This window comes from Bordetella hinzii LMG 13501, assembly GCF_001548475.1.
Taxonomy (GTDB): Bacteria; Pseudomonadota; Gammaproteobacteria; order Burkholderiales; family Burkholderiaceae_B; genus Bordetella; species Bordetella hinzii.
The window spans coordinates 23429-50069 of sequence record NZ_LRUJ01000027.1 but is presented as its reverse complement, the minus strand read 5'-3'; the positions used below and the strand labels follow the sequence as shown (position 1 = coordinate 50069).

The 26641-nt window shown below is 69.0% G+C and carries 25 protein-coding genes; 21 read left to right on the top strand and 4 right to left on the bottom strand.

What is annotated here, in order from left to right:
• Window positions 1-135: 135 nt before the first annotated feature.
• On the bottom strand, window positions 136-2232 hold the full coding sequence (locus tag AXA74_RS16735; protein WP_032979322.1) for an outer membrane protein assembly factor BamB family protein: 2097 nt from the start codon (window positions 2230-2232) through the stop codon (window positions 136-138).
• Window positions 2233-2411: 179 nt separating this feature from the next.
• Here AXA74_RS16735 and AXA74_RS16730 point away from each other — a divergent pair, with 179 nt between their 5' ends.
• Both AXA74_RS16730 and nudC read left to right on the top strand, forming a co-directional pair.
• Entirely contained in the window at window positions 2412-3038 is a 627-nt protein-coding gene (locus AXA74_RS16730; RefSeq protein ID WP_029580242.1) for a LysE family translocator, read from the top strand.
• Window positions 3039-3080: 42 nt separating this feature from the next.
• On the top strand, window positions 3081-3854 hold the full coding sequence (nudC, locus tag AXA74_RS16725; protein ID WP_029580241.1) for an NAD(+) diphosphatase: 774 nt from the start codon (window positions 3081-3083) through the stop codon (window positions 3852-3854).
• Between the two features lie 4 nt (window positions 3855-3858).
• Here nudC and AXA74_RS16720 read toward each other — a convergent pair whose 3' ends face one another.
• Entirely contained in the window at window positions 3859-4455 is a 597-nt protein-coding gene (locus AXA74_RS16720) for a C39 family peptidase (RefSeq protein WP_032955376.1), read from the bottom strand.
• Window positions 4456-4597: 142 nt separating this feature from the next.
• Here AXA74_RS16720 and AXA74_RS16715 point away from each other — a divergent pair, with 142 nt between their 5' ends.
• Complete coding sequence (locus tag AXA74_RS16715; protein WP_032979321.1) at window positions 4598-4963, top strand: cupin domain-containing protein; 366 nt, start codon at window positions 4598-4600, stop codon at window positions 4961-4963.
• 13 nt (window positions 4964-4976) lie between these two features.
• Here the strand turns inward: AXA74_RS16715 and AXA74_RS16710 are convergent, their stop codons facing one another.
• Window positions 4977-5414 (bottom strand): universal stress protein, encoded by a 438-nt coding sequence (locus AXA74_RS16710; protein ID WP_029580238.1) that lies wholly within the window; start codon window positions 5412-5414, stop codon window positions 4977-4979.
• A 135-nt stretch (window positions 5415-5549) separates the two neighbouring features.
• On the opposite strand from AXA74_RS16710, the gene AXA74_RS16705 reads away from it, so the two are divergent.
• The 17 genes from AXA74_RS16705 (at window position 5550) to AXA74_RS16625 (ending at window position 25208) form a co-directional block, all read left to right on the top strand.
• Window positions 5550-5753, top strand: coding sequence for a hypothetical protein (locus AXA74_RS16705; RefSeq protein ID WP_032955374.1), 204 nt, complete (start codon window positions 5550-5552; stop codon window positions 5751-5753).
• Between the two features lie 17 nt (window positions 5754-5770).
• A complete protein-coding gene (gene nirB, locus AXA74_RS16700) occupies window positions 5771-8311 on the top strand; it encodes a nitrite reductase large subunit NirB (RefSeq protein ID WP_032979320.1) in 2541 nt (846 codons plus the stop codon).
• Window positions 8311-8646: a nitrite reductase small subunit NirD gene (nirD, locus tag AXA74_RS16695; RefSeq protein WP_029580236.1), complete on the top strand. Its 336-nt coding sequence runs from the start codon at window positions 8311-8313 to the stop codon at window positions 8644-8646. The genes nirB and nirD overlap by 1 nt, the downstream gene beginning before the upstream one ends.
• Window positions 8647-8683: 37 nt before the next feature.
• Window positions 8684-9496: a formate/nitrite transporter family protein gene (locus AXA74_RS16690; RefSeq protein WP_029580235.1), complete on the top strand. Its 813-nt coding sequence runs from the start codon at window positions 8684-8686 to the stop codon at window positions 9494-9496.
• 8 nt (window positions 9497-9504) lie between these two features.
• On the top strand, window positions 9505-11166 hold the full coding sequence (locus AXA74_RS16685) for a bifunctional protein-serine/threonine kinase/phosphatase (protein WP_051593971.1): 1662 nt from the start codon (window positions 9505-9507) through the stop codon (window positions 11164-11166).
• A 2-nt stretch (window positions 11167-11168) separates the two neighbouring features.
• The gene (cobA, locus tag AXA74_RS16680; protein WP_029580233.1) at window positions 11169-11924 is read left to right on the top strand and encodes a uroporphyrinogen-III C-methyltransferase; all 756 of its coding nucleotides are present in this window, start codon (window positions 11169-11171) and stop codon (window positions 11922-11924) included.
• A 3-nt stretch (window positions 11925-11927) separates the two neighbouring features.
• A complete protein-coding gene (locus AXA74_RS16675; protein WP_029580232.1) occupies window positions 11928-13169 on the top strand; it encodes a nitrate regulatory protein in 1242 nt (413 codons plus the stop codon).
• Window positions 13170-13220: 51 nt separating this feature from the next.
• On the top strand, window positions 13221-14159 hold the full coding sequence (locus AXA74_RS16670; RefSeq protein ID WP_032972254.1) for a M14 family metallopeptidase: 939 nt from the start codon (window positions 13221-13223) through the stop codon (window positions 14157-14159).
• Between the two features lie 19 nt (window positions 14160-14178).
• Window positions 14179-15720, top strand: coding sequence for an argininosuccinate lyase (locus AXA74_RS16665; protein ID WP_032979319.1), 1542 nt, complete (start codon window positions 14179-14181; stop codon window positions 15718-15720).
• Window positions 15721-15887: 167 nt separating this feature from the next.
• Window positions 15888-16760, top strand: a complete 873-nt coding sequence (locus tag AXA74_RS16660; protein ID WP_032956536.1) for a ribose-phosphate pyrophosphokinase — start codon at window positions 15888-15890, stop codon at window positions 16758-16760.
• Window positions 16761-16787: 27 nt separating this feature from the next.
• Window positions 16788-19133 carry a phosphoketolase family protein gene (locus tag AXA74_RS16655; RefSeq protein ID WP_032979318.1) on the top strand — a complete coding sequence of 782 codons (2346 nt, stop codon included), beginning with the start codon at window positions 16788-16790 and terminating at the stop codon, window positions 19131-19133.
• Between the two features lie 12 nt (window positions 19134-19145).
• On the top strand, window positions 19146-20504 hold the full coding sequence (locus tag AXA74_RS16650; RefSeq protein ID WP_032979316.1) for an MBL fold metallo-hydrolase: 1359 nt from the start codon (window positions 19146-19148) through the stop codon (window positions 20502-20504).
• Window positions 20501-22018 (top strand): thymidine phosphorylase family protein, encoded by a 1518-nt coding sequence (locus tag AXA74_RS16645; protein ID WP_029580226.1) that lies wholly within the window; start codon window positions 20501-20503, stop codon window positions 22016-22018. The genes AXA74_RS16650 and AXA74_RS16645 overlap by 4 nt, the downstream gene beginning before the upstream one ends.
• A 168-nt stretch (window positions 22019-22186) precedes the next feature.
• The gene (locus AXA74_RS16640) at window positions 22187-22588 is read left to right on the top strand and encodes a RidA family protein (protein ID WP_032956542.1); all 402 of its coding nucleotides are present in this window, start codon (window positions 22187-22189) and stop codon (window positions 22586-22588) included.
• A gap of 2 nt (window positions 22589-22590) precedes the next feature.
• A complete protein-coding gene (locus AXA74_RS16635) occupies window positions 22591-23472 on the top strand; it encodes a fumarylacetoacetate hydrolase family protein (protein ID WP_032956545.1) in 882 nt (293 codons plus the stop codon).
• A gap of 52 nt (window positions 23473-23524) precedes the next feature.
• Window positions 23525-24484 carry a Bug family tripartite tricarboxylate transporter substrate binding protein gene (locus AXA74_RS16630; protein ID WP_029580223.1) on the top strand — a complete coding sequence of 320 codons (960 nt, stop codon included), beginning with the start codon at window positions 23525-23527 and terminating at the stop codon, window positions 24482-24484.
• A 49-nt stretch (window positions 24485-24533) separates the two neighbouring features.
• Window positions 24534-25208: a GntR family transcriptional regulator gene (locus AXA74_RS16625; RefSeq protein WP_029580222.1), complete on the top strand. Its 675-nt coding sequence runs from the start codon at window positions 24534-24536 to the stop codon at window positions 25206-25208.
• A 6-nt stretch (window positions 25209-25214) separates the two neighbouring features.
• On the opposite strand, the gene AXA74_RS16620 is transcribed toward AXA74_RS16625, so the two are convergent.
• Window positions 25215-26078 carry a LysR family transcriptional regulator gene (locus tag AXA74_RS16620; RefSeq protein ID WP_032956547.1) on the bottom strand — a complete coding sequence of 288 codons (864 nt, stop codon included), beginning with the start codon at window positions 26076-26078 and terminating at the stop codon, window positions 25215-25217.
• A 102-nt stretch (window positions 26079-26180) separates the two neighbouring features.
• On the opposite strand from AXA74_RS16620, the gene AXA74_RS16615 reads away from it, so the two are divergent.
• Window positions 26181-26636, top strand: coding sequence for a multidrug/biocide efflux PACE transporter (locus tag AXA74_RS16615; RefSeq protein WP_029580220.1), 456 nt, complete (start codon window positions 26181-26183; stop codon window positions 26634-26636).
• The last annotated feature ends 5 nt before the right edge of the window (window positions 26637-26641 follow it).

The window sequence follows — 26641 nt, the reverse complement described above, 5'->3', positions numbered from 1 at the left end:
AGCGGCGCGGGCAACGCGGCACGCATGGCGGGATGGGAATCGTTCCACCATGACGCACCGTGCCGAGTGTATTGCACTTTCTCCAGAGGTGCTCGGCTCTTTTATGAAATTGACCGTTCCGGGGGGACGGATCATTCAGCGCGGCAGCGCGTAAGCGGTCAACCGCACGCCTTGCACGCCGCCCTGCCGCGACCGGCTCGCGGTGGCCACCAGGACAAACTGGCGGCCCGAGGCCGACCGGTAGCTCAGGGGAGTGGCTTGCGAGCCGGCAGGCAGGCGGCTCTTCCAGAGCACGTCGCCCGAGCGCAGGTCCACGGCGCGCAGCGCCTGCTCCTGGCCCGTCGCAATGAAGACCAGCCCGGACCGCGTAATGAGCGAACCGGCCGGCGGCAAGGGGTGCATGGGCGCGAACAGCCAACCCGCCTCGTACGAGGCCGCCAGGCGCGTGTTCCACAGGATGTGGCCGTCGTTCAGGTCCACGCCCGTCAGATAGCTGTGCGGGGGCGCATTGCAGGACATGCCCAGCGGCGAAACCAGCAGGCCCTGGCCCGGCGCGGCCGCGCCCGGCGCCCAATTGATCACCAGCAGCCCGCGCTCCGGATCGGCGGCCACGCCGCCCCAGCTTGAGGGCGCCAAGGGGCCGGGCAGCCGCAGGAAGGACGGGCTGTCCACCTCCTGCCTGGCCGCGCGCAGGCGCACCCGGCACCAGAGCTGGTCAAAGGGCGTGACGCCCCACATGGATTCTTCGTCCGCCGGCTCGACCGGCTTGAGCGCCACGTCCAGCCGCAAGGGCCGGCCATCGCGCCGGTCCAGCAGAAAGAGCTGGCCTTGGCGCGTGGCCTGCACCAGCACCGGCAGCTTGCGCCCCTCGTGCTGCAAATCCAGCAGCGTCGGCTGCGCGGCGAGATCGCCGCCCCAGACATCGTGGCGCGTGGTCTGGAACACCCAGCGCTCCTGGCCGGTCTGCGCGTCCAGCGCGACGACGGCGCTGGAATAGCGTTGGGCCGCGCCCTGCGCGCCGCGGCCATAGTAATCGGGCATGGCGTTGCCGGTGGGCAGATAGATAGCGCCCAAGGTCTCGTCGACCGACAGCGGCGCGCCGGCATGCGAGAGGCCCAGCAGCGCGGGCTGGGCATCGGGCGTGGCGGGGCTGAAGCTCCATGCCGCCTGCCCGGTCTCGGCATCGAAGGCGCGCAAGGCGCCCGCCGACTCGGCCTGGGAACGCTGGTCGCGCAGCCAGCCGGCCACCACCACCTTGCCGCGCACCACGCGCGGGGCCGACCCCATGTATTCCTGCCCGGGCATGGGGGCCGCGGGATGCAGGTCGATCTGGCCCTGGCCGCCGAAGCTGCGGCAAGGCCTGCCGCTCTTGGCGTCGACAGCGATCAGGCGGGCGTCGGCGGTCGTGGCGTACAGGCGCGCCGCGCAGAACGCGCCCTCGTCCATGCCGGGCACGCGGTAATAGGCCAGGCCGCGGCAGGACGGCGTGGCGCCGCGCTGCTCATCGCGATGCTGCCAGCGCAGCCGGCCGGTGTCGGCGTCCAGGGCGACCAGCGCGCTGGAACAGAGATAGAGGCTGTCGCCCACTTTGAGCGGTGCGATCTCGAAAGGGCGGGCGCGGTCGCTGTCATCGCCCTGATAGCTCCAGGCCACCTGCAGGCCGGCCACGTTGTCGGGGCCGACCTGGGTCAGCGGGGAAAAACGCCTGCCTTGCGGGTCGCCCGGCCACTCGCCGTCGGCCTGCGTCGATGGGGCGCGGGCCAGCACGGCCGGCAGGATCTCCGGCGGGCTGGCGGGATCGCCGCGCAGCACACCCGCCATGACCAGAATGGCAAACACCAGCAGGAAGAAAGCCGTGATGAAACGGGCGGCGCGATTGGAACGCGGCCCGCGCGCCAGCGACCGCACCACCGGCGGCAGCCAGAATCCCAGGCCCAGCAGGCAGGGAAAGGCGAGCCGGGCCAGCAGGCCCCAGAAATCCAGGCCGACCTGCAAGAGGGACCACAACAAGGTGCCGGCCAGCATGGCGGCATAGAGCCAGGCGCTCCAGGCATTGCGATGCCAGAGCAGCACGCCGGTGGCCACCAGGGCCGTCCCGGTCACGACGTAATACCAGGACCCGCCCAGCAGCGCCAGCTTGACGCCACCGATGCCCAGCACCACGCCGGAAACGGCCAGCACAATGGCCAGCCCAAAAGCCGCGACATGTGATTTGCCGGCGACCGCAGTCATGTAACACCCCCAGGTCCGCCGTGGCCGGCGCTGCGCTGTTGCGCCCGCCGCGCATGGCCCGGCGGGTCCCCCTTTACCTCTGGATGCCCGGAGCGCCGCTGCTTATCCCGCTCCGGTTGCCTCGTATGCTATCAGAGGCCCGCGCTGGTATATGCTTGTGCATCCATCAGGGGTATCCCATGCAGGACAGCATCCACCTCTCTCTTATCCTGGGCGCGGCCCTCATCGCCACCGGCAGCCCCGGGCCGGCCACGCTGGCCATCGCCGGCGCCTCCATGACGTCGGGACGCAGGTTCGGGCTGGCACTGGCCGCCGGCGTCACCACGGGCTCCGTCCTGTGGTCGGCGGCGGCGGCCTTCGGCCTGGGCGCGCTCATGATGGCCAATGCCTGGCTGCTGGAAGCCATGCGCTATTGCGGCGCCGCCTATCTGCTCTACCTCGCCTGGAAATCCGCCCGTTCGGCGGCCCGGCCGGGCCGCGCCGCCGTCCAGCAAACCCGCTACGCCTCGTGCAAGCGCGCCTATCTCAAGGGCCTGACGCTGCACCTGACCAATCCCAAGGCCATCCTGTTCTTCGGCTCGCTCTATGCCGTGGGCATCCCGGCCCAGGCCGGCGCCGGCTCGCTGGCCGTCATCGTGGCGGCGCTGGCCGCGCAAAGCTGCCTGGTCTTCCATGGCTATGCCCTGCTGTTCTCCAGCCCGCCCATGATCCGCGGCTACACCCGGCTGCGCCGGCTCTTCGAAGCCGTGTTCTCGGCGGCCTTCGCCGCCGCGGGCATCAAGATTCTCACGGCCAGGCTGCAATAAGGCCTGGCCGCCCTCCCCCCTGGACACGCAAGGAAAACAGTCGTGAACTTCATTTTTCGCGGCGACGAGCTGCTGGTGCGCGCCACAGGCGTCGAACTGCCCGATGCCGGCGTCTGCGCCTTTCTAGGCATCCGCGTCGAATCCATGCAGCCGCTATGGCACATGCGCGAATCGCAATACCGCAGCATCCACGTAGCGCGCGAGATCGAAGCCCCGGACGGCTACGCTTTCCGCAAGCTGCGCGCCCTGCTGCCCGAACTGGGCGAGCAAGCCGCGCTGGCCGGGCGCGCCTTCCAGATCGCCGAATGGGTGCGCACTCACCGCTTTTGCGGCGTCTGCGCCACGCCCATGCAACACTCGACGCGCGAGCTCTGCCTGCAATGCCCCAATTGCGGCCTGCACGCCTATCCGCGCATCTCGCCGGCGATGATGGTGCTGATCAAGCGCGGCGAGCACATCCTGCTGGCGCGCCATGCGCGTTACGCCACGGCGCGCTACACGGCCCTGGCCGGTTTTGTCGAGGCTGGCGAGAGCATCGAGGACGCGGTGCACCGCGAAGTCGCCGAGGAGGTCGGCCTGCGGCTGCGCGACTTGCGCTATTTCGGCAGCCAGTCCTGGCCCTTCCCGCACTCCCTGATGATCGCCTTCACGGCAGAGTACGACGGCGGCGAGATCCGGGTGCAGGAGGACGAGATCTCGGATGCCCAGTGGTTCGGGCCGGGCGACGTCATTCCCAACATCCCCATGGTGCAATCGATCGCCGGCCGCCTGGTGCGGGCCAACCTGCCGCCCGGCGCCCGGCTGGTGGAGGTCTGAAGGCTCAGTGGATGAGTACCCCGCGTTCGGCGTAGAAGCGCTCGAACACGCCGGCCGGCAGGCAGACGTCTGCGCGCGATGCGGCGGAGTCTCCGGACGGGTTGTGAAAGACCACGCGCTGCCCGTCGGCCTCGGTGATCAGCACCAGATGGCCGCCGCGGCGCGGCGGCGCGCTGTCGGGCAGCCGGATGGAATCATGCACCGACGCCATGTAAAGACGGCCGCGGTCCAGCAGGCCGGGCAGCGCGCGGGCGGGCAGCGCCGTCTTGACCTCGGCGGCCAGGCCGTACTCGGCCGAGAGCATGGCCACGAAGGGCGCATAGATCATGCCGCGGATATTCTGGGGGCCGACCTCGTAGGCGCCATAGCGGGTGGCCAGGCGGGCAAGCGTCAGCGTGGGCTCCACCCGCCCCAGGCGGGCGGCCAGCACCATCTTCAGGCAGGCCATGCCGCAGACGTGGTTGGCCCATTCGATATATTCGTCCTGCGTGACGGCGCCCGAAGCGCGCCACAACGGATCCTCGCGCAGTGTTGCCGTGCCGGCCACCAGTTCCGGCGCCAGGTCGGCGGACTCCCACTGCGAGAAGTAAGGCACCTGCATACATCCCCCTGCGTCACCTCGACGGCACGAGACTGACACAAAGCCAGGGGAAGCGCTATAGCGCTGTTGCGCCGCCGCCGCAGAGGGCGGCTATCATGCCGCCTGCCGCGCGCCGCGCGGCCTTTATCCGAGAGAACCCATCGTGTCCCACAATGCTTCCCGCCTGGTGCGCTTTGGCACCGGCCCCCTGGCCAACCCCGAGATCGGCAAGCCGCGCCGCCCCATCGAGGGCAACACCGAATTCCGCAGCGCCAATGCTTTCGAGGGCAACGACGGCCGGGTGCTGTCCGGGGTATGGGAAAGCACCGCCGGCAAGTTCCGCTCCGACACGACGGGCTATATCGAGTTCGGCTACATCCTGGAGGGCCAGGCCCGCATCGTCGACCCCGACGGCACGGTCCATGAGCTGCGGCCCGGCGACCCTTTCATCATGCCGGAAGGCTACAAGGGCCACTGGGAAGTCGATGCCTTCGTCAAGAAGGTCTACTTCATCACGCATATCGCCTGAAGCGCGGCCCCGATCAGCGGTAGACCAGCACCGGCAGATCCGAATGGGCCAGCACCTTCTGGGTCACGCTGCCCAGCAACATGGCCGACAGGCCGCTGCGGCCATGCGAAGCGATGGCGATCAGGTCGCAGGCCTTTTCCCTTGCGGTGGCCACGATGGCGTCATAGGGCTGGACATTGACGGCGGTCACGGCCTCGCAAGGCACGCCCGAATCGGCGGCGCGCGCCGCCGCCTGGGCCAGCCATTGCTCGGCCTGGCGGCGCTCTTCGCGCTCGTACTCCTCCAGCGTGCCGCGCAGCTGGACCGACTCGCCGGCCGGCGCGCGCAAGGGCTGGATGACCCGGATCAGGGTCACGCGGGCGCCCAGCTTGCGGGCCAGGGCCAGCCCCTGCTCGACCGCGCGTTCGGCAAGATCGGAACCGTCGGTGGGGATCAGGATGTGCTTGTACATGGAGCTTCCTCTTTCTGGATGACGGGCCCGCCAGGCCCAGGGGGAGCAACACAGTAACTCGGCCATACGCGCCCCATATTGCGCCGGATCAAGTCCGGGCGCAAACCGGCCTCCTCATGGCGCAGACCGGGAACCATGCTGGTGCGTTCGCGCACCAGCATCGTGCAGCGCAACATCGCGCGACGCGCCCTCTCCCCGGCCAGGCCCGCGGCCGTCGCCTGGCACAAAGCTTGCTTGGTCCTTGTCATGGCGGTCTCCGCCAACAGACAAACCGTGCAGTCCCAGGCAAAGGCGCCCGACCTCTCCAAGGTCACGGGCGCCTTTTTGCATTGGGCCTGACTTGCCATGGATATGCGATGACAGACAGCACCTCCACCAAGCTCCGCCTGATCGTGATCGGCAACGGCATGGTCGGCCATCACTTCGTCGAACAACTCGTCGCGCGGGGCGGCCTGGCGCAATGGGACGTCCTGGTCCTGGGCGAAGAGCCCCAGCGCGCCTACGACCGTGTCCATCTCTCCGACTATCTGGCCGGACGCGACGCCGACGCCATGTCGCTGGATGACGGCAACCTCTACCGCCAGCCCGGCATCACGCTGCGCCTGGCAAGCCGCGTCACGCAGATCGACCGCCACCGCCGCGTGGTCGGCACCGCCGAGGGCGAGCATGCCTACGACAAGCTGGTGCTGGCCACCGGCTCCTTTCCCTTCGTGCCAGCCATCGCCGGCGCGCCCGCGGAGCCCCTGGTCTACCGCACGCTGCAGGACCTGGACCGCATACGGCAGGCGGCCTCGCAAGGCGCCCGGCGCGGCACGGTGGTGGGCGGCGGCCTGCTCGGCCTGGAAGCCGCCAACGCGCTCAAGCATCTGGGCCTGGAGGCGCACGTGGTGGAGTTCGCGCCCCGCCTGATGCCCTTGCAGCTGGACGAGGCCGGCGGCGCGGCGCTGAAGGCGCGCATCGAGGCGCTGGGCGTGGGCGTGCACCTGTCGCGGGCCACCGAGGCGATACGGCCCGGCAGCCGCTACCGCTACCGCCTGCGTTTCGTCGACCATGAGCCGCTGGAAACGGACCTGGTGGTGTTTTCCGCCGGCATCCGGCCGCGCGACGGCCTGGCCCGCAGCGCCGGCCTGGCCCTGGGCGAGCGCGGCGGCGTGGCGGTCGATGCCCTGTGCCGCAGCAGCGACCCGGATATCCACGCCATCGGCGAATGCGCCGCCGTGAACGGCATGGTGTACGGCCTGGTCGCGCCCGGCTACCAGATGGCGCGCTGCGTGGCGGCGGCGCTTTGCGGCCAGCCCGCCGAAGCCTTCGGCGGCGCCGACATGTCGACCCGGCTCAAGCTGCTGGGCGTGGACGTGGGCTCGATCGGCGATGCGCATGGCAAGACCCCGGGTGCGCGCAGCTACCGCTACATCGACGAAGCCGGGGCAGGCTATCGCAGGCTGGTGGTGTCCGGCGACGGCAAGACGGTGCTGGGCGCGGTGCTGGTGGGCGACAACAGCTACTACGACACCCTGCTGCAATATGTCCAGAATGGGCTGGCCGCGCCGGCCGATCCGGCCAGCCTCATCCTGCCGCGCGGCGAAGGCGCCCCCCTGCTCGGGCCCGCGGCCCTGCCGGCGGCGGCCACCATCTGCTCCTGCCACAACGTCAGCAAGGCGGCGATACAGGCGGCCCTGGACCAGGGCTGCGCCGACCTTGGCGCGGTCAAGGCCTGCACCAAGGCCGCCTCGGGCTGCGGCGGCTGTGCCGCGCTGCTCAAGCAGGTGGTCGATCACGAACTCGGCGCGCGCGGCATCAAGGTGGACCGCGGCCTGTGCGAGCACTTCCCGCATACGCGGCAGGAACTCTATGCCTTGGTGCGTGTACAGGGCCTGCGGGATTTCGCGGAGGTGCTGGCGCGCCACGGCAAGGGCCGCATAGGCTGCGACCTCTGCAAGCCCGCCGTGGCCTCCATCCTCGCCTCCTGCTGGAACCAGCCCATCCAGGATCCGCCGCTGGTGCCGCTGCAGGACACCAATGACACCTTCATGGCCAATATGCAGAAAAACGGCAGCTACTCCGTGGTGCCGCGCATCCCGGGTGGCGAAATCACGCCCGACGGCCTCATCGCCATCGGGACGGTGGCCCGGAAATACCGGCTCTACACGAAAATCACCGGCGGCCAGCGTATCGACCTGTTCGGCGCGCAGCTGCACGAACTGCCCGACATCTGGGCGGAACTCATCGCCGCGGGTTTCGAGACCGGCCATGCCTATGGCAAGGCCACGCGCACCGTGAAATCCTGCGTCGGCAGCACCTGGTGCCGCTATGGCGTGCAGGACAGCGTGGCCATGGCCTTGCGCCTGGAGGACCGCTACAAGGGCCTGCGCGCGCCGCACAAGCTCAAGTTCGCGGTCTCGGGATGCACCCGAGAGTGCGCCGAAGCCCAAAGCAAGGACATCGGCGTCATCGCCACCGAGAAGGGCTGGAACCTCTATGTCTGCGGCAACGGCGGCATGCGCCCGCGCCATGCCGAGCTCTTCGCCACCGACCTGGACGACGCCGCGCTGATACGCGCCATCGACCGCCTGCTGATGTTCTATATCCGCACCGCCGACAAGCTGCAACGCACATCGGTATGGCGCGAATCGCTCGAAGGCGGGCTGGACTACCTGAAAGCCGTGGTGCTCGACGACAGCCTGGGCCTGGGCGCCGAACTCGAACAGCAGATGCAGGACGTCGTCGACCGCTATGAATGCGAATGGGCCAACACCCTATCCGACCCGGAAAAGCTCAAGCGCTTCCGCACTTTCGTCAATGACGGGCGCGCCGATCCCGATATCCGCTTTGTCGAGGAAAGAGGCCAACGCCGGCCGGCGCGCGCCGAATCCCTGTCCGTCGAGGAGCAGACGTGATGAGCAAGGACTGGCAAGCGCTCTGCCTGCGCAGCGACCTGGTGGCGCACTCCGGCGTGGTGGCCTGGCTGGACGGGCGGCAGATCGCCCTCTTCTACCTGCCCGAAGAGGAGGCGGTCTACGCCGTGGGCAACCGGGATCCGCGCTCCGGCGCCAATGTCATCGGCCGCGGCATCCTGGGCCAGATGGCCGGTGAGCTGGTCGTGGCCTCGCCGCTCTACAAACAGCATTTCCGCTTGCGCGACGGCTCCTGCGTGGAGCAGCCCGCCGAGCAACTGCCCGCCTGGCCAGCACGGCTCAATGGCGAGACCGTCGAAATCCGCCTGACGGCCTGATTCCACGTTGTCCCATACCAAGCAAGGGGTTTCCATCATGTCCTATATCGTTCCTTCCGAGTTCGTCACCAAGATGGTCGACGCCGGCGAGTCCAAGATCCACATGGCCACGCGCGATGTGCTGATCCGCTCCTACATGGCGGGCGGCATCCTCGCCCTGGCGGCGGTCTTCGCGGTCACGGTCACCGTGCAGACCGGCTCGGCCATCCTGGGCGCGGCCCTGTTCCCGGTAGGCTTCTGCATCCTCTACCTCATGGGGTTCGACCTGCTGACGGGCGTCTTCGTGCTGACCCCGCTGGCGCTCATCGAGCGCCGCCCGGGCGTCACGCCCACGGCCGTGCTCAAGCATTGGGGCGTGGTCTTCACCGGCAACTTCCTGGGCGCGCTGACCGTGGCCCTGATGATGTCCATCGTCTTCACCTACGGCTTTTCGACCCCGCCCAACAAGGTCGGGGAGGTCATCTCGCATATCGGCGAAAACCGCACCCTGGGCTACAAGGAGTACGGCGCGGCCGGCATGCTCACCATCTTCATCCGGGCCGTGCTGTGCAACTGGATGGTGTCGCTGGGCGTGGTCGGGGCCATGATCTCCACCAGCGTGAGCGGCAAGGTCATCGCCATGTGGATGCCCATCATGCTGTTCTTCGCCATGGGCTTCGAGCACTCGGTGGTGAATATGTTCTTGTTCCCGTCGGCTCTCATCATGGGCGGCAATTTCTCGATCATGGACTACATGGTCTGGAACGAGATCCCGGTGGTGCTGGGCAACCTGGTCGGCGGCATCTCGCTCACCGGGCTGACGCTCTACACCACGCATATGAAGACCGCCCCCAAGCGCAGCTTCAACTGAGCCCGTCCATGCGCGCGCCGGTGGCCACGGGCCAGCACTCGGAAGCAGGCCGCAAGGCCGAGAACCAGGATTTCCATGGCCTGTGCGTGCCCATGGAGCCCTTGCTGGGCGCCAAGGGCATCGCCGCCGCGCTGGCCGACGGCATCAGCAGCAGCAACGTCAGCCGCGTCGCCAGCGAGACCGCGGTGGCGAGTTTCCTGGAGGACTACTACAGCACGCCTCAGACCTGGTCGGTACGGAAATCCGCGCAGCAGGTCATGAGCGCGACCAACGGCTGGCTCCATGCCCAGACCCGCCAGGGCCACCGGGGCGCCGACCAGGGCTATGTCTGTGGCATGAGCGTGCTCATCCTCAAGGGCGCCACCGCGCACATCCTGCACGTGGGCGATGCGCGCATCAGCCGGCTGCGCGACGGCGTGCTGGAGCCGCTCACGGAAGAACACCGGCTCCGGGTCGGGCAGGGGCGTCACTACCTGACGCGCGCCATGGGCCTGCGCCCGCAGCTGGAGATTGATTATCACACCCGCAGCGTGGCGCAAGGCGACGTCTTCATGCTGGCCACCGACGGCGCGCATGAATACCTGCGCGCCGAACACCTGCGGCAGGCCCTGAGCGCCCATGACAGCCTGGACGAAGCCGCGCGCGCGCTGGTGCGCCAGGCCCTGGCCGAGGGCAGCGAGGACAACCTCACGGTGCAACTGCTGCGCGTGGACGCGCCGATGACAGCCACGCCGGCCGATCTGGCGCGCCAGGCGGGCGCCTTGCCCTGCCCGCCGCTGCTCAGCGCCGGCATGGACTTCGAGGGGTACGTGATCGAGCGCGAACTGCATGCCAGCGCACGCAGTCATGTCTATCTTGCGCGCGATGGCCAGTCGCCGGTGGCCATCAAGATTCCCTCCCTGGACCAGCGGCACGATCCGGCTTACCTGGAGCGCCTGCTGCAGGAGGAATGGCTGGCCCGGCGCATCGACAGCCGCCACGTGGCGCGCGCCTGGCCGCAGGCGCGGCCGCGCCAGACCCTGTACATCGTCAGCGAATATATCGAAGGCCGCACGCTGGCCCACTACCGCCCCGGTCTGGAAGAGACCCTGGACATCGCGGAACAGGCTGCCCGCGGCCTGGCCGCCTTCCACCGCCTGGACGTCCTGCATCGCGATCTTCGCCCGGAAAACCTCATCCTGACGCCGCGGGGCGAGGTCAAGATCATCGACATGGGTTCGGCCCAGGCGGCAAGCCGCCAGGAGGAGCGGCCCGCCCCGCCCGAGGTGCCGGGCGCCCTCGCCTACGCCGCGCCAGAGTATTTTCTCGGCCAGCCCGGCAGTCCCCGCGCCGACCTGTACTCCCTGGGCGTCATCACCTACCAACTGCTCACCGGCCGGCTGCCCTACGGCGCACAGACCGCCAAGATCCGCAGCCGCGCCGACCTCCTGCGCCTGCGCTACCAGACCGCCGCCGAGATCCCCGCCTGGCTGGACGCCGTGCTGGCGAAAGCCGTGCACCCCGATCCGGGGCGGCGCTTCCAGGACGCCGCCGAGTTCGTCCACGCCCTGCGCCACCCTGCCTCGCCTCCGGGGCCGCCGCCGCTGGCCGAGCGCGATCCGCTGCTGTTCTGGAAAGTCCTCAGCCTGCTCCTGGCCCTCGCCCTGCTCCTCTCCTTTGCCTATCGTTGACCATGATTCCCGCCATCACGCTCATCGGCGCCGGCCCCGGCGATCCGGAACTGCTTACGCTCAAGGCCGTCAAGGCGCTGCGGCGGGCCGAGGTCGTCCTGGTCGATGATCTCGTCAATCCTGAAATCCTGGCGTATTGCCCGCAGGCGCGCATCCTGCGCGTGGGCAAGCGCGGGGGCTGCCGCTCCACCCCGCAGGACTTCATCCAACGGCTCATGCTGCGCTATGCGCGCCAGGGCCGGCGCGTGGCGCGCCTGAAGGGCGGCGACCCCTGCATCTTCGGGCGCGGCGGCGAGGAGGCGGCCTGGCTGGGCGCGCGCGGCGTGGCCTGCGAGGTGGTCAGCGGCATCACGGCAGGCCTGGCGGCGGCCACGCAAGCGGGCATTCCGCTCACGCATCGCGGCCTGGCGCGCGGCGTCACCCTGGTCACCGCGCACACCGAGGATGGGGGCTCACCCGACTGGCGGGCGCTGGCGGCCAGCGCCACCACCCTGGTGATCTACATGGGCGTGGCCAAGCTGGACGAGGTGGCCGGCGGCTTGCTGCGGGCCGGCATGGCCGGCGATACTGCGGTCACCATGGTCGAACAAGCCTCCCTGCCCGGCCAGCGCGAGATCCGCTCCACGCTGGCGCAGCTCGGCGCCGACGCCGCCGCCGTCGGGCTGCGCAGTCCCGCCATCGTCGTGATCGGCGCGGTGGCCGGGCTGCGACTGTTCGGCCCGGACGCGGCGGCCGGCCCCGCCGCGCGCGCGGCCTGAGCCATGAGCCGCGCCGGGCCGACACTGAAATTCCTGCTGGCGGCGCGCCAGTCGGAGCTGCGCGACCTGGAGGCGCTCGCCCACACCTGCAGCTTCGTGACGCTGGCCAGCGAGCTCGTTCATGCGCTGCAGAAAGAACGCGGCTGGTCCAACCTCTATCTTTGCCATGCCCGCGACGGGCAGCGCGCCACGCTCGATGCGCTCAGCGACCAGGCCCAGGCGCGCGAGCGCGACCTGCGCCTGTTCCTCGACGGCATGGACTGCGGCCGCGAAGGCGGCAAGGCCAGGCTGTACAACCGCATCGCTCACGCACTGTATTGCCTGGACGAGCTGCCCGAGCTGCGCTCGCGCCTGCGCCAGCAGCGCATCGATGCCCCGCAGGCCAGCGCCGCCTTCACGCGCCTGATCGCCCATCTGCTGGCCGTGGTGTTCGAGGCAGCCGATACCGCCCTGGATGCCGACATCACCCGCGTGCTGGTGGCCTTGCTGAATTTCATGCAGGGCAAGGAGCTGGCCGGCCAGGAAAGAGCCCACGGCGTCATGGGCTATACCGCCGGGCATTTCGATGCGGCGCAAAAGGCCAGGATGACCGAGCTGGCCGCCGACCAGGAGCGCAGCTTCGAGAGCTTCGAGCGCCATGCACCCGCGGCCATCCAGCGGGCCTGGCGGCAGGCCCGCCAGCATGAGGCGCCGGTCGCGCGCCTGCGCGCCATGGCGGCGTTGACGGACGAAAGCCACACTCTGGATCCGGACCTGGCCGAGCTCTGGTTCGATCTGTGCACGGTGCGCATCGACGCCATGCTGCCCATCGCGGCCAGCCTGACCCAGGACCTGGCCGCGCGCTGCCGCGCGCGCATCGGCCAGGCGCGCGAAGCGCTGCACGACCACCGGCCGCGGCCGGGCCGCCTCGACGCGGCGCTTGCCCCGCCCGCCATGCTGTTCAGCGTGCAGGGCCGCGCGCTGGAACAGCCGGCGGCCGACGCTGTCGGGCCGTCCATGGAGCGCTCCCTGCTGGACACGCTGCAGGCCCAGACAGAGCAGCTGCACAAGGCCGGCGAGGCGCTGGCCCAGGCCCGCGGCGCGCTGGATGAACAACGCGATATCCAGCGGGCCAAACATCTGCTCATGACGCGCGGCCAGCTCTCCGAGCCCGCCGCCCACGCCCAATTGCAACAGGCCGCCATGCAGACCGGTCGGCCGCTGGCCGAGATCGCCCGCCACCTGCTGAAAACCCACCGTTCCTGAGCCGGGAAGCTGGCGCTATGCTCTGGAAGCACTCCACTTCACAGGGCGACCATGAACTCCAGCAATGCATCTCCTCCGCTCGAAGTCCTGCCGCGCGATCTGTCCGCTTATCGCAAGGGCAATACCGGCATCGACTACGTCCATCGGTTTTCCTCCGGCAAGCCGGGCCCGCACGTGCTGGTCAATGCCCTGACCCATGGCAACGAGATCTGCGGCATGGTGGCGGCCACGCATTTGCTGGACAGCGGCCTGCGGCCCCGGGTCGGCACCCTGACCATCAGTTTCGCCAACGTCGAAGCCTATGAGGCCTTCGACATCGAGCGCCCCTATGAGAACCGCCAGCTGGTGCACAACCTGAACCGCATCTGGTCGCCGGAATGGCTCGACGGCCCGCAGCAAAGCCCCGAGCTGCGCCGCGCCCGCGAACTGCGCCCGGTGCTGGAGGCGGCCGACTATGTGCTCGACATCCACTCGACCAGCGCCCCGGTGCAGCCTTTCTGGGTCTACTACGACCTGCCGCGCAACGCCGAGCTGGCCGCCGCCGTGGGGGCGCCTGGCGTGCACCTGCTCATGCCCGGCGGCAAGGGCCCGGGCGCGCCCATCATCGGCTATGGCCATCACGGCCAGCCGGTGTCGGCCAGCAAGGGCGCCCTGGTCGTCGAGTGCGGCCAGCATTTCGCGCAATCGGCCGCCGACCTCGCCACCGACACCACCCTGCGCTTGCTGGCCCACCTGGGGCTGGCCGAAGCGCGGCCGCGCAGCGAGGTCCCGCCGCAGCGTTTCCGCCTGCTGGAGATCCATATGGTCAAGTCGGAGGATTTCCACTTTGCGCGGCCGGTCATCGGTTTCGAGACCTTCGGCCAGGACGAGCTCATCGCCCGCAACGGCGATGAGGAGATCCGCTCGCCCTGCCCCGATTGCACGATTTTCATGCCCACCCGCCAGCCCATCGTCGGGCGCGAGGCGGTCTACCTGACCCAAGCGGCCTGAGCCGCCTTCCGAGAACACGATGAAACGCACCCTTTGCCTGCTTGCGCTGGCCCTGGGCAGCGCGGCCGCCGCCGCGCAGACCGCCGCGCCGGCCACTCCGCCCGCTGTGGCCCCGGCGGCCGCCCCCAAACCGCCGCGCGACGAATTTTTCTGGCTGGGCGAGATCAACAAGGCCAGCGCCGTCATCAACACCGACCAGGGCCTGCTGGACAAGACGCTGGCCCCCAGGATCGCCGCCGGCGTGGCCCAGGTGATCGCGGCCGGCAACCTGCCCGGCGGCAAGCGTCCCTCCAGTGTCATCACCTTCGAGCCCCTGATGATCAAGGCGGCCGGGCAAGACGTCACCCTGCTGCACGCCGGGCGCTCCAGCCAGGACATGCACGCCACCTACCGGGCCGCCATCCTGCGCGAGAACATGCTGGCCTTGGCCGAGCAGCTCAACCGCAGCGCCACCACGCTGGTGGAGCTGGCCGCCCAGCATGTCGACACCGTGGTGCCCAATTACACCAATGGCGTGGCGGCCCAGCCCAACAGCTATGGACACTATCTGCTGGGGCACGCGGCCGGCCTGGCGCGCGACGCCCAGCGCATCCGCGAGGCTTATGCCCGCATCGACCGCTCGCCCATGGGCACCACCGTGCTCAACGGCAGCAGTTGGCCGCTGGACCGCAAGCGCATGGCCGACTACCTGGGTTTTGCGGCCATCGTGGACAACGCCTACGATGCGGCACAGATTTCTTCCATGGATGAACCCGTGGAAGTCGCCTCCATCGTGACGGCCATCGCCCTGCATGCCGGCAACTTCGTGCAGGACATCATGCCGCAATACTCGCAGACCCGGCCGTGGATCCTCCTGGAAGAAGGCGGCGGCAACACCTACGTCTCCAGCGCCATGCCGCAAAAGCGCAACCCCGGCCTGCTGAACTCGCTGCGCAGCGACGCCTCGACCGCCGTGACGCTGGCCATGGGCCCCATCATCCAGATGCACAACATCACCCCCGGCATGCCGGACCCCAAGGAGGTCGACCAGAACAGCGCCATGATCGACAGCGCCGTCAAGGTGCTCAAGAAGTGGGACAGGGTGATGAAGGCCCTGGTCATCAACCGCGAACGCGCCCTCGAAGAGCTCAACAGCGACTGGACCGCCTCGCAGGAGCTGGCCGATGTGCTGATGCGCAAATACCAGCTGCCATTCCGCGTCGGCCATCACTTTGCCTCCGAGATCGTGACCCTGGCGCGCGCCAAGAACATCAAGCCGCTGGACTTCCCCTACGCCGAAGCGCGCCGCATCTATCACGAGGCCGTCCAGGGCAGCAAGTATCCGCAGGAGCTGCCGATGGACGAGGCCGAGTTCCGCGCCACGCTGGACCCGGTGGCCATCATCCAGCATCGGGCCACCGCCGGCGGCCCGCAGCCGCCCGAAATGGCGCGCATGCTCAAAGAGGCCCGCCAAGGGCTGGCCGACGATGCCGCGTGGATCAAGGCGCGGCGCGAGCACATCCAGCGTTCGCTGGCGCGCCTGGACCAGGATTTCGACAAGCTGCTGGCCTCCGGAAGGTAGCCCGGCCGAGGGCGGCGGCCGGCGACGCCCTCCACAAAACCTTTGCGTTAGTTCAAGGTTTGGCGCGACAAGCCCTCACCTGGCGCACGCGCTTGGGCCATAATCGATGCGCATAGGCCCGGCAGGCAGCATGTGCGGCCGGCTCCTTCCACCCACCGGCGGCGCGCATGCAGAGACTGATCCTTCCTCTTCCCGGCAATGAAGCCTCCGCGGCCCGGCTGGCCGCGGCCTGCGGCGGCGAACTCGGCGCGGTGGAGACCCGCCGCTTTCCCGATGGCGAGAGCTATGTGCGCCTGCACGGCGATCCGCGCGCACGCGCCGTGGACGTGGTCTGCACCCTGGCCCATCCGGATCCGGCTTTCCTGAGCCTGGTCTTCGTGGCCGACACCGCGCGCGACCTCGGCGCGGCCGAGGTCAACCTGGTGGCGCCCTACCTGGCCTATATGCGCCAGGACAAGCGTTTCCTGCCGGGCGAGAGCATCAGCTCGCGCTCGTTCGCGCGGCTGATCTCCTCGACCTTCGACCGCCTCATCACGGTGGACCCGCATCTGCACCGCCATCCGACGCTGGCCTCGCTCTACCGCATCCCGGCGGCCACGCTGCACGCCGCGCCGCTATTGGGCGACTGGATCGCGGCCAATGTGCAGGCACCGCTCATCATCGGCCCGGACGAAGAGAGCGAGCAATGGGCCGGCTCCATCGCCGCGCGCATCGGCGCGCCGCATGTGGTGCTGCGCAAGATCCGCCACGGCGACCGCCAGGTGGAGATCGAGACGCCCGATCTGGGCGCCTGGCGCGAACGCACACCGGTGCTGGTCGACGATATCGCCTCATCCGGTCGCACGCTGGTGGCGGCCGCCGGCAAGCTGGCCGGCATGAAGCCGCCGCAATGCGTGGTGGTCCATGCCCTTTTCGCCGAAGACGCCTGGAGCCAGGTATCGGGATGCTTCGAGCGCGTCGTGTCCACCGACGCCGTGCCCCACCCCAGCAACCGCATCGAACTCGCGCCGCTTCTGGCCGGCGCGCTGCTGCGCGGCTGAACCCCCGTCAACTCACAGGAGCATGCGATGACGCATCGCGAGCAATGGCAAGCCGGCCACGGCCCCATCCAGCATCATGCCGACACCCTCGTCCGCATGGAGGCGCTGGCCGGGCGCCTGGCGGCCAGCGATCCCTATGCGCTCATGGCCGCGGCCGACCGGCTCTGCTGCGCGGCCATGAGCGTGGTCGCCCACATGACCTATGCGCGGCGCATCGACCTGGACGGCGCGCCGCTGACCGCCGAGGACTTCAAGCCCCATCCCGAGGGGCATACCGGCGGATCGCTCAATATGGTGCCCGCCTTCGTGGGCTACCTGCTTGCCAATGCGCTGAGCGGCAAGACGCGCGGCTGGTTGATGGGACAGGGCCATTGCGTCGCCGCCATCGAGGCCGTCAACGCCTTGACCGGGGACGTCTCGCCGGCCCAGCGCGGCCGCTACGACCGCAGCGCCGACGGCTTGGCGCGCCTGGTCAATGATTTCTACTCCTATGCCATCGACGCGCGGGGACTGCCGGCCGTGCCGCTGGGCAGCCACGCCGGGCCGAACACGGCCGGGGCCGTTTCGGAAGGCGGCTATCTGGGTTTCGCCGGTTTGCAATATGTGCACATGCCGCTGCCGGGCGAAGGGCTGGTGGCCTTTCTGAGCGATGGCGCGTTCGAAGAACAGCGCGGCACGGACTGGGCCACGCGCTGGTGGCGGGCCGAGGATTGCGGCACGGCCGTGCCGGTCATGATCCTCAATGGCCGGCGCATCGAGCAGCGCACCCAGATCGTGCAGGAAGGCGGCGCGCAATGGCTGGCCGACGACCTGTGGCACAACGGCTTCGAGCCGCTGGTGATCGACGGCCGCGATCCTTCCGCCATCGCCTGGGCCATCCTGACGGCCGAGGAGAAACTGGCCGCCAATCTGGCCGCTCCCGGATTTTCCTATCCGGCGCGGCTGCCCTATGTGATCGCCGTGACCGAAAAAGGCTATGGTTTTCCGGGCGCCGGCACCAATGCCGCCCACAACCTGCCGCTGGCCGGCAACCCGCGCACGGACGCCGCGGCCCGCCAGGCGTTCAACGACAGCGCGCGCCGGCTTTTCGTGCCCGGCCCCGAACTGGATGCCGCGCTGGCCACGCTGGCCAACCACCGCGCCCAGCAGCGGCCCCTCGAAAGCGGCCATCCCATGGCGCACCGGCAGCCGCCGGCGCCCACGCTGCCCGCCCCCGCCTGGGAAGCTCCCGGCGGCCAGGGCAGCGCCATGGCCGCGCTGGACGGCTGGTTCATCGAACTGCTGCGGGCCAATCCGGCCTTGCGCGTGCGCGTGGGCAATCCGGACGAACTGGCCAGCAACAAGATGGGGCGCACGCTCGCGCAGCTCAAGCATCGCGTCAACCATCCCGAAGACGGCGTGCCGGAAGACCTGCACGGTTCGGTGATCACGGCGCTCAATGAAGAGGCCGTGGCCGCCGCCGCGCTGGCCAACAAGGCCGGCCTGAATCTCATCGTCAGCTATGAGGCCTTTGCCGTGAAGATGCTGGGCCTGCTGCGTCAAGAGATCATCTTCACGCGGCGCCAGAAGGAGTTCGGGCAATCGCCCGCGTGGCTGTCGGTGCCGCTGGTGGTGACCTCCCATACCTGGGAGAACGCCAAGAACGAGCAGTCGCACCAGGACCCGACCATCGGCGAGGCGCTGCTGGGCGAGATGTCCGATACCGCGCGCGTGCTCTTCCCGGTGGACGGCAATAGCGCGGTGGCCGCGCTGCGCGCCATCTATGGCCAGCGCGCGCAAGTGGCCTGCATGGTCGTGTCCAAGCGCGATGGACGCCAGCGCTTCAACGCCCGCGCCGCGCAGGCCCTGGTCGAACACGGCGCGGCGCATGTTGCCGGCGACCCGGCGGCCAGCGTCCTGCAATTCGTCGCCATCGGCGCCTACCAGCTCGAAGAGGCGCTCAAGGCGCGCGCCCATCTTGCCCGGCTGGGCCATGAATGCTGCGTGAGCGTGGTCATGGAGCCCGGCCGCCTGCGCATTCCGCGTGACGGCATCGAAGCGGATTTCGTGCTGCCCGATGCCGCCGTGCATGCCCTCTTTCCGCCCGGCCTGCTGCGCGTGCTGCTCTGCCACACCCGGCCCGAGCCTCTGCTGGGCGTACTGCGCCGCCTGGACGACGGCCCGGCGCGCACGCGCGCCCTCGGCTATATCAGCCGCGGCGGCACGCTGGATGTGGCCGGCATGCTGTTCGCCAACCGCTCGACCTGGGCCCACGCCGTGGACGCGGCCGCCGCCGTGGCCGGCTGGCGCCGCGACGAGGTGCTGGACGCGGTGCGCCGGCGCGCCCTCGACGGCCAGGGCCATCCCGACGATCTGCTCGTCTCCGACCTCTGACACGACGACACCATGCTCTCACTGACCTGCCTGGGCGGGGCCGGCACTGTCACCGGCTCCAAACATCTCCTGACGCATGGCGACACCCGCATCCTGGTCGATTGCGGCCTGTTCCAGGGTCTGAAGAACCTGCGCGAGCTGAACTGGCAGAGCCTGCCGCTGGCGCCGGCCGATATCGACGCCGTGGTGCTGACCCACGCCCACCTGGACCATTGCGGCTATCTGCCCCGGCTGGTGGCCGAGGGCTTCAAGGGCGCCATCCATGCGACCGCGGCGACCCGCGATGTCGCCGAACTCATCTTGCTCGACAGCGCCAATCTCCAGGAAAAAGACGCCGAGTTCGCCAACCGCAAGGGCTTCTCCAAGCACAAGCCCGCCTTGCCGCTCTATCGCGTCGTCGATGCCGAGCGCGCCATGGCGCGTTTTTCCGACGTCGCGCTGCACCATGAAACCACCCTGCCCGGCGGGGCCAGGCTGACGCTGCGCCGCGCCGGCCACATCCTCGGCGCGACGAGCGCGCAGATCGATATCGGCGGCATGCGCGTGGTGTTCTCCGGCGACCTCGGCCGCTACGGCGACCTGGTCATGCACGACCCCGAAGCGGTCCCGCAAGCCGACTACATCGTCATCGAGTCAACCTACGGCAATCGGCGCCACGATCCCGCCGATCCCGTCGAGGCGCTGGGCGTGGTCATAGAGCGCACGATCAAGCGCGGCGGGACCGTGGTCATTCCGGCCTTTGCCGTCGGACGCGCCCAGACACTGATCTACGCGCTGTGGAAGCTGCGCCAGGCCGGCCGCCTGCGCAACGTGCCGGTCTATCTCGACAGCCCCATGGCCACCAGCGCCACCGAGCTGCTGGACCGGCATGCCAGCGAACACAAACTGGCGGCGCGCGAGGTTGACGCCGCCTGCTCGGCCGTGACCTATGTGCGCGATGTCGAAGCCTCCAAGGCGCTGTCGGCCAACCGCTATCCCAAGGTGATCATCTCGGCCAGCGGCATGGCGACGGGCGGCCGGGTCCTGCATCACATCGCGGCGTTTGGCGGCGATCATCGCAACACCCTGCTGTTCTCGGGTTTCCAGGCCGCCGGCACGCGCGGACGCAAACTGCTCGACGGCGCGGGCCAGACCCGCATCTACGGTCAATGGATGCCCATCACCGCCGAGATCACGGAACTGCCCATGCTGTCGGCGCATGCCGACAGCGACGAGCTGATACGCTGGCTGTCGGGCTTTCGCGAGGCGCCGCGCCAGGTCTTCATCGTCCATGGCGAACCCGAGGCATCGGAGGCGCTGCGCGAACGCATCCTGCGCGATCTCAATTGGTCGGCCACCGTGCCCCGGCAAGACCAGAGGTATGAGCTATGAGCAGCATCCCCGGCCTCAAACCGCCCGCCATGCGCGCCACCCGCATGCGCCTGCACGCACAGCATCAGCCTATCGCCCTGATGCGCGCCGACTGCCATGTCTGCCGCTCCGAGGGCCTGTCATCGCGCTCGCAAGTGCTGATCACGGCCGACGACCGCCAAGTCCAGGCCCTCCTGTACCAGATCGACAGCGAGATGCTGGCGCAGGACGAGGTCGCGCTATCCGAGGACGCCTGGGATGCGCTGGGGATCGCCGACGGCGCCGTCGTGCAGGTGCGCCATCCGCCGGTGCTCGAATCGCTGGCCGGCGTGCGCCAGCGCATCTACGGCAGGCGGCTCGGCCAGGAGGATATGGTGGCCATCGTGGGCGACGTGGTGCGCGGGCGCTACACCGATGTGCACCTGTCGGCCTTTCTCACCGCCACGGCCACCTTGCCGCTGAGCATAGACGAGACGATTTTCCTGACCCGCGCCATGGTCGATGTCGGCGACCGCCTGAGCTGGGAGGCGCCCATCGTCGTGGACAAGCATTGCGTGGGCGGCCTGCCCGGCAATCGCACCACGCCGCTGGTGGTCGCCATTGCCGCGGCCAATGGGCTGGTCATGCCCAAGACCTCATCGCGCGCCATCACCTCGCCGGCGGGCACCGCCGACACCATGGAAATGCTGGCCCCGGTCGACCTGGGCATAGAACAGCTGCAGCACGTCGTCCGGACCGAAGGCGGCTGCGTGGCCTGGGGCGGCGCCATGCACCTGAGCCCGGCCGACGATATCTTCGTGCGGGTGGAACGCGAATTGGACATCGACACCGAAGGCCAGTTGATCGCCTCGGTGCTGTCCAAGAAGATCGCCGCCGGCGCGACCCATGTGGTGATCGACATTCCCATCGGCCCCACCGCCAAGATCCGCAGCCGGGAAGCCGCCGAACGCCTGGCCGCCCACCTCACGGAAACCGCCTCGCACTTCGGGCTGGCCTTGCGCTGCCTGTACACCGACGGCAGCCAGCCCGTGGGCCGCGGCATCGGCCCGGCGCTGGAAGCCCGCGATGTGCTGGCCGTGCTGCGCAATGAACCGGCCCGCCCGCAGGACCTGCGCGAGCGCGCCGCGCGGGTGGCCGGCGCCGTCCTCGAACTGGGCGGGGCCGCCCTGGCCGGACAGGGCGAGGCCCTGGCCTTGCAGACGCTGGACAGCGGCCGCGCCTGGGAGAAATTCGCCCGCATCTGCGCCGCCCAGGGCGGCCTGCGCGAACCGCCCCAGGCCGCGCACATCGAGCCCCTGGTGGCGCTGCAGGCCGGCCGCGTGGTCCATATCGACAACCGCAAGCTGTCGCGGCTGGCCAAGCTAGCCGGCGCGCCGGAGCGGCCCGCCGCTGGCGTCTCCCTGCGCGCGCGGCTGGGCGAGGAGATCTCGCGCGGACAGCCCTGGCTCTTCCTGCATGCGCAGACCCGCGGAGAAATGGCCTACGCGCTCGAATATGCCCGCCATGCGGGCGACATCATCACCATCGAAGCCTGAGCGGCCCCGTCCGGGGCCGCCGCCTCGCGCCCGCGCGCGATCGCTCATTGCTCCGTCGGGGGTCAATCCGGGTTTCTCATCATCGCAAGCCTTTGACCACCATGGGCTTTTATTGATATGTTTCTGATATATCAGATACATTTCAGTGTTTGCCACAAGGAGAAAACCATGGCCCAGAAAATCCGCGTCATCAGCCCCGAGGTCGCCGAAGCCGCCCCCGGCTTGTGGTCCAACTGCCTGCGCGTCAAGGACACGCTCTACCTCTCCGGGCTGACCGCCCGCGCCAATGACGGCGTGACCATCCTGGGCGACAACGCCTATGAGCAAGCCAAGGTGATCTTCACCAAGTTCAAGCACCTGATCGAAGCCGGTGGCGGCAAGATGGATGATGTCGTCACGCTGACCATCTTCGTCACCAATATGGCCGACAACAAGGAGATCTGGCGCGCCCGCCGCGAGTTCTTCACCGGCGACTTCCCGGCCTGCGCCCTGATCGAAGTGAAAGGACTGGCCCAGCCGGAGATCCTGCTCGAGATCCAGGGCCAGGCCCGGCTGGACATCGAGGGCTGATCATGAAAATCGTGCGTTATGAAGCCGGCGGGGAGCCGCGCCTGGGCGCATGGGTCGCCGGCCGCATCCAGCCCTTGCCGGCGGCCTCGCTGCCCGAACTGCTGGCGCGGTTCGAGGCCACCGGCCAGCTGCCGGCCCCCGACGCATCGGCCGCGGTGGCCGCGGAATCGGTGCGCCTGCTGGCTCCGGTCCAGCCGCCGCGCAACCTGATTTGCGTGGGCTGGAACTACCTGAAGCACTACGACGAAAGCAAAGGCAAGCGCGAGGGCCAGGAAGTCGAGCTGCCCGACCATCCCACGCTTTTCACCAAATTGCCCACCACGATGGCCGGTCCTCATGACGATCTGCCCCTGCACGAGGCCTACACCCGCAAGCTCGACTGGGAGGTCGAGCTTGCGGTCGTGATCGGCAAGGGCGGACGCGACATCCCCGCCGCGGACGCGCTGTCCCATGTCTTCGGCTACACGGTGGCCAACGACCTGAGCGCGCGCGAACTGCAGCGCGCGCACGGCGCGCAGTGGTTCAAGGGCAAGAGCCTGGACGCCACCTGCCCGCTGGGTCCCATGCTGGTCACCGCCGATGAAATCCCCGACCCGCAAGGGCTGGCGCTGGCCTGCCGCGTCAATGGCGTCACCATGCAAGAGGGCCACACCAGCCGCCAGATCTTCCCGGTGGCCCGGATCATCGCCGAACTCTCGGCCGGCCTGACGCTGCTGCCCGGCGACGTGATTCTTACCGGCACGCCGGAAGGCGTGGGCGCGGCGCGCACGCCGCCGGTCTTTCTGCGCGACGGTGATGTGGTCGAATGCGAGGTCGAGGGCATAGGCATGCTGCGCAATACCGTACGCGCCGGCCTGCTGCGCGCGGCGGCGCCCGCGGCCTGATAGACGACTCCCTTATGCCCCGGCCCTCGCGGGCCTACTCTGGAATGCCTTCATGAAATCGCGATTGCTTGCCTCCCTGCTGGCCTGCCTGGCCTTTGGCCTGGCCCAGGCCGAGACTTTCCCCAGCCGCACCATCACCTTTGTCGTGCCCTACGCGCCTGGCGGCCCTTCGGATGTCGTGGCCCGCGCCTTGGGCCAGGAAGTGGCCAAGGCCGCCGGCCAGAGCGTCATCGTCGAGAACCGCCCAGGCGGCGGCACCGTCATCGGCACCCAGGCCATGCTGGCCCAGCCTGCCGATGGACAGACCATCAGCCTGGCGGCCGCCAGCTTCGTGGTCGTGCCGCATCTCTTGCCCAAGGCGCCCTACGACGCGGCGCGCGACGTGGCGCCCGTCACGTTGCTGTTCTCCAATCCCCATGTGCTGGTCGTCGCGCCCAAGGTGCCGGCCACCGACCTGAAGGGCTTCATCGATTGGGCCAAGGGCCGCAAGGGCAATGCCAGCTACGCCTCCTTCGGGGTCGGCTCCTCGGGCCATCTGGGTTTCGAGCGTTTCAAGGCGGCCGCCGGTATTGATCTGCTGCACGTGCCCTACAAGGGCGCGGCGCCCGCGGCCACCGCCGTGCTCAGCGGCGAGGTCGAGGCCAGCTTCGCCGATGTCGGGGCCGTCATGCCCTATATCAAGGCGGGCAAGCTGCGCGCCATCGCGGTGGCCGGCGAACATCGCTCCGAAGCGCTGCCGGATGTCCCCACCTTTGCCGAAGCGGGCATGCCCGGTTTTGTCTCGCAGACCTGGGTGGGTCTGATCACCAAGGCCGGCGTGGCGCCCGAACGTGTCGAACGCCTGAACCGGCTGTTTGCCGAGGCGCTGGCGCAGCCCGCGGTCAAAACGCTGCTGCTGCAATCCGGCCTGGAGGCCCAGCCCGGCACGCCGGCGGCCTTTGCCGCGTTCATGGCCCAGGAAGACAAGAGCAACGCGGAAATCATCCGCTCGGCGAACATCCGGCTCGAATGAGCGCGGCAGGCGGCTCGCTATAATCCCCGACGCCGCCTACTCATACGCCATGCCCGACGACATTCTCTCTTCGCCCAGCAAGTCACCGCGCAAGCGCGCGCAGGTCCCCTCGCTCAGCGAGCAGGCCTATGTGGCCATCAAGGGGCAGATCCTCAAGCAGGAACTGCGCGCCGGCGACCAGATCAATGTCGCCCAGTTGTGCGGCCAACTGGGCCTGGGCCGCAGCCCCGTCCACCAGGCCATCCTGCGCCTGGGCGACGAAGGCCTGGTCGACGTGCTGCCGCGCAAAGGGATATTGGTCAAGGGCGAGACGCTGGACAGCTTTCTCGAACTCATCGCCGCGCGCCTGCTGGTCGAGCCCCACCTCACGGGCCTGGCGGTCGAGCGCGCCACGCCCGAACTCCTCGAGCGCCTGTCGGCCATCATCGCGCAAGGCTGGGACCATCATCGCAAACAGGACCGCCTGGGCGGCATGATGACAGACCGCCAATTCCACCAGGCGCTCTATGCCCAGTCGGGCAATGACATCCTGGCCGAGTTCGCCGGCCATCTGCTGGATCGGTCCATGCGCCTCTGGTACAAGCCGCCCGTGCCCGAAGCCCGCCCCAATGTGGCCGAACTCGAAGAACTCTACGACAAGGTGCGCCAGGGCGACAAAGCGGGCGCGGCGGCGCTCATGCACGAGCACATCAGCTCGGTGCGCGGCAAGTTCCTCGCCCGCTGAGCGCCTCTACTCGCCCGCCAGGCGCTGCAACAGCCAGGCGCCCGCCGGCCCCAGCGTGCGCCGCGTAGACCACACCGCATCGACCTTGATATGCCGGGGCCAGCCCGGCGCGTCCAGTTCCCGCAGACGCCCCTGGCCGAAACGCTGCACCATCCAGCGCGGCAGTTCCGTCCAGCCGAATCCCAGGCTGGCCATCTCCAGCAGCATCAGGTAGCCGGGCGCCGACCAGGTCGGACGCGCCAGCGGCGCCTCCTTGTCGGCCAGCGCAAAGGTGCTCAGGCGCAGCTCGCGCGCCCCGGCGAGGTCTTGCAGGGTGACGCGCGGCAGGTCCGCCAGCGCATGCCCGGCCCCCACGCACAGCGCGATCTCGGACAGCTCGGGCAAGGTGGCGTGCGCCACATCGGGCGGATAGTCGGCCTGCGCGGCCATCAGGCCCAGATGGGCGCGGCCCTGCTGCACCAGGGCCACCACATCCTCGTACTCGGCGATCAGGCATTCGAAGCGCAGGGCTGGATAGCGCCTGTCGATTTCGCTCAGCGTGGTCTCGAAGGTGTCAGACTGAAACGTATCCGACAGCACCACGGTCAGGCGAGGCTCCAGGCCTTCGGCCAACTGGCTGGCGGCGCGGTTCAGGCGGTCATTGGCCGCCAGCACCTGCTGCGCGTGGCCGAGCAGGGTCCGGCCGGCCTCGGTCAGCAGCGGCTGGCGTTGGCTGCGGTCGAACAGCGCCAGATCCAGGTCCACCTCCAGGTTGGCGATGGTTTCGCTGACCGTGGACTGGCTCTTGCCCAGCGTGCGCGCGGCCGCCGAGAAAGACCCGGCCGCGGCCACCTGGGCGAAGGTGGCCAGCGACTCCAGCGAATGGCGCATGGTGGTCTCCTTGGTTTTATCTATCGGTTTTTCCGATGAATCCTAACTTTATCGTATCGGGTTCATCGCAGACAATACGGGCCTTGAAGACCGAGGTTGGTCATGACGCAAGCCAAGAAGACACTCAAAGAACGCTTTTTCCACGCATTCCTGTTCGAGATCCTCGCCATCGGCCTGTGCGCGCCGGTGGCCGCCTGGGCCATGGGCAAGTCCTTGTTCGAGATGGGCGTGCTCACCGCCGTGATCGCCTGGATCGCGCTGCTCTGGAACATGGTCTACAACGCCGGCTTCGACCGGCTGGAAAACCACATGGGCTGGACGCGCACGCTGCGGCTGCGGGTGGTGCATGCCCTGGGTTTCGAGACCGGGCTCATCCTCATCGTGATCCCGCTGGCCGCCTGGTGGCTGGACATCAGCCTCTGGCAGGCCTTTGTGCTGGATATCGCGCTGGTGCTCTTCTACCTGCCCTATGCCTTTTTCTACAACCTGGGCTACGACAAGGCGCGCGGCCCGGTCTTGCGCTGGCTGGCGCGGCGCGCCCGCTACGCCGGCGCCTGAATCCC

Bases quoted from the DNA above. Each gene is read 5' to 3' on its own strand.
- cobA (WP_029580233.1), top strand. From the start codon at position 11,169: ATGATTCCCGCCATCACGCTCATCGGCGCCGGCCCCGGCGATCCGGAA.
- AXA74_RS16655 (WP_032979318.1), top strand. From the start codon at position 16,788: ATGACGCATCGCGAGCAATGGCAAGCCGGCCACGGCCCCATCCAGCAT.
- AXA74_RS16710 (WP_029580238.1), bottom strand. From the start codon at position 5,414: ATGTACAAGCACATCCTGATCCCCACCGACGGTTCCGATCTTGCCGAA.
- AXA74_RS16635 (WP_032956545.1), top strand. From the start codon at position 22,591: ATGAAAATCGTGCGTTATGAAGCCGGCGGGGAGCCGCGCCTGGGCGCA.
- AXA74_RS16705 (WP_032955374.1), top strand. From the start codon at position 5,550: ATGCTGGTGCGTTCGCGCACCAGCATCGTGCAGCGCAACATCGCGCGA.
- AXA74_RS16660 (WP_032956536.1), top strand. From the start codon at position 15,888: ATGCAGAGACTGATCCTTCCTCTTCCCGGCAATGAAGCCTCCGCGGCC.
- AXA74_RS16735 (WP_032979322.1), bottom strand. From the start codon at position 2,232: ATGACTGCGGTCGCCGGCAAATCACATGTCGCGGCTTTTGGGCTGGCC.
- nirB (WP_032979320.1), top strand. From the start codon at position 5,771: ATGACAGACAGCACCTCCACCAAGCTCCGCCTGATCGTGATCGGCAAC.
- AXA74_RS16730 (WP_029580242.1), top strand. From the start codon at position 2,412: ATGCAGGACAGCATCCACCTCTCTCTTATCCTGGGCGCGGCCCTCATC.
- AXA74_RS16650 (WP_032979316.1), top strand. From the start codon at position 19,146: ATGCTCTCACTGACCTGCCTGGGCGGGGCCGGCACTGTCACCGGCTCC.
- AXA74_RS16615 (WP_029580220.1), top strand. From the start codon at position 26,181: ATGACGCAAGCCAAGAAGACACTCAAAGAACGCTTTTTCCACGCATTC.
- AXA74_RS16665 (WP_032979319.1), top strand. From the start codon at position 14,179: ATGAAACGCACCCTTTGCCTGCTTGCGCTGGCCCTGGGCAGCGCGGCC.
- nirD (WP_029580236.1), top strand. From the start codon at position 8,311: ATGAGCAAGGACTGGCAAGCGCTCTGCCTGCGCAGCGACCTGGTGGCG.
- AXA74_RS16690 (WP_029580235.1), top strand. From the start codon at position 8,684: ATGTCCTATATCGTTCCTTCCGAGTTCGTCACCAAGATGGTCGACGCC.
- AXA74_RS16685 (WP_051593971.1), top strand. From the start codon at position 9,505: ATGCGCGCGCCGGTGGCCACGGGCCAGCACTCGGAAGCAGGCCGCAAG.
- AXA74_RS16720 (WP_032955376.1), bottom strand. From the start codon at position 4,455: ATGCAGGTGCCTTACTTCTCGCAGTGGGAGTCCGCCGACCTGGCGCCG.
- AXA74_RS16630 (WP_029580223.1), top strand. From the start codon at position 23,525: ATGAAATCGCGATTGCTTGCCTCCCTGCTGGCCTGCCTGGCCTTTGGC.
- AXA74_RS16675 (WP_029580232.1), top strand. From the start codon at position 11,928: ATGAGCCGCGCCGGGCCGACACTGAAATTCCTGCTGGCGGCGCGCCAG.
- AXA74_RS16620 (WP_032956547.1), bottom strand. From the start codon at position 26,078: ATGCGCCATTCGCTGGAGTCGCTGGCCACCTTCGCCCAGGTGGCCGCG.
- AXA74_RS16640 (WP_032956542.1), top strand. From the start codon at position 22,187: ATGGCCCAGAAAATCCGCGTCATCAGCCCCGAGGTCGCCGAAGCCGCC.
- AXA74_RS16625 (WP_029580222.1), top strand. From the start codon at position 24,534: ATGCCCGACGACATTCTCTCTTCGCCCAGCAAGTCACCGCGCAAGCGC.
- AXA74_RS16645 (WP_029580226.1), top strand. From the start codon at position 20,501: ATGAGCAGCATCCCCGGCCTCAAACCGCCCGCCATGCGCGCCACCCGC.
- AXA74_RS16670 (WP_032972254.1), top strand. From the start codon at position 13,221: ATGAACTCCAGCAATGCATCTCCTCCGCTCGAAGTCCTGCCGCGCGAT.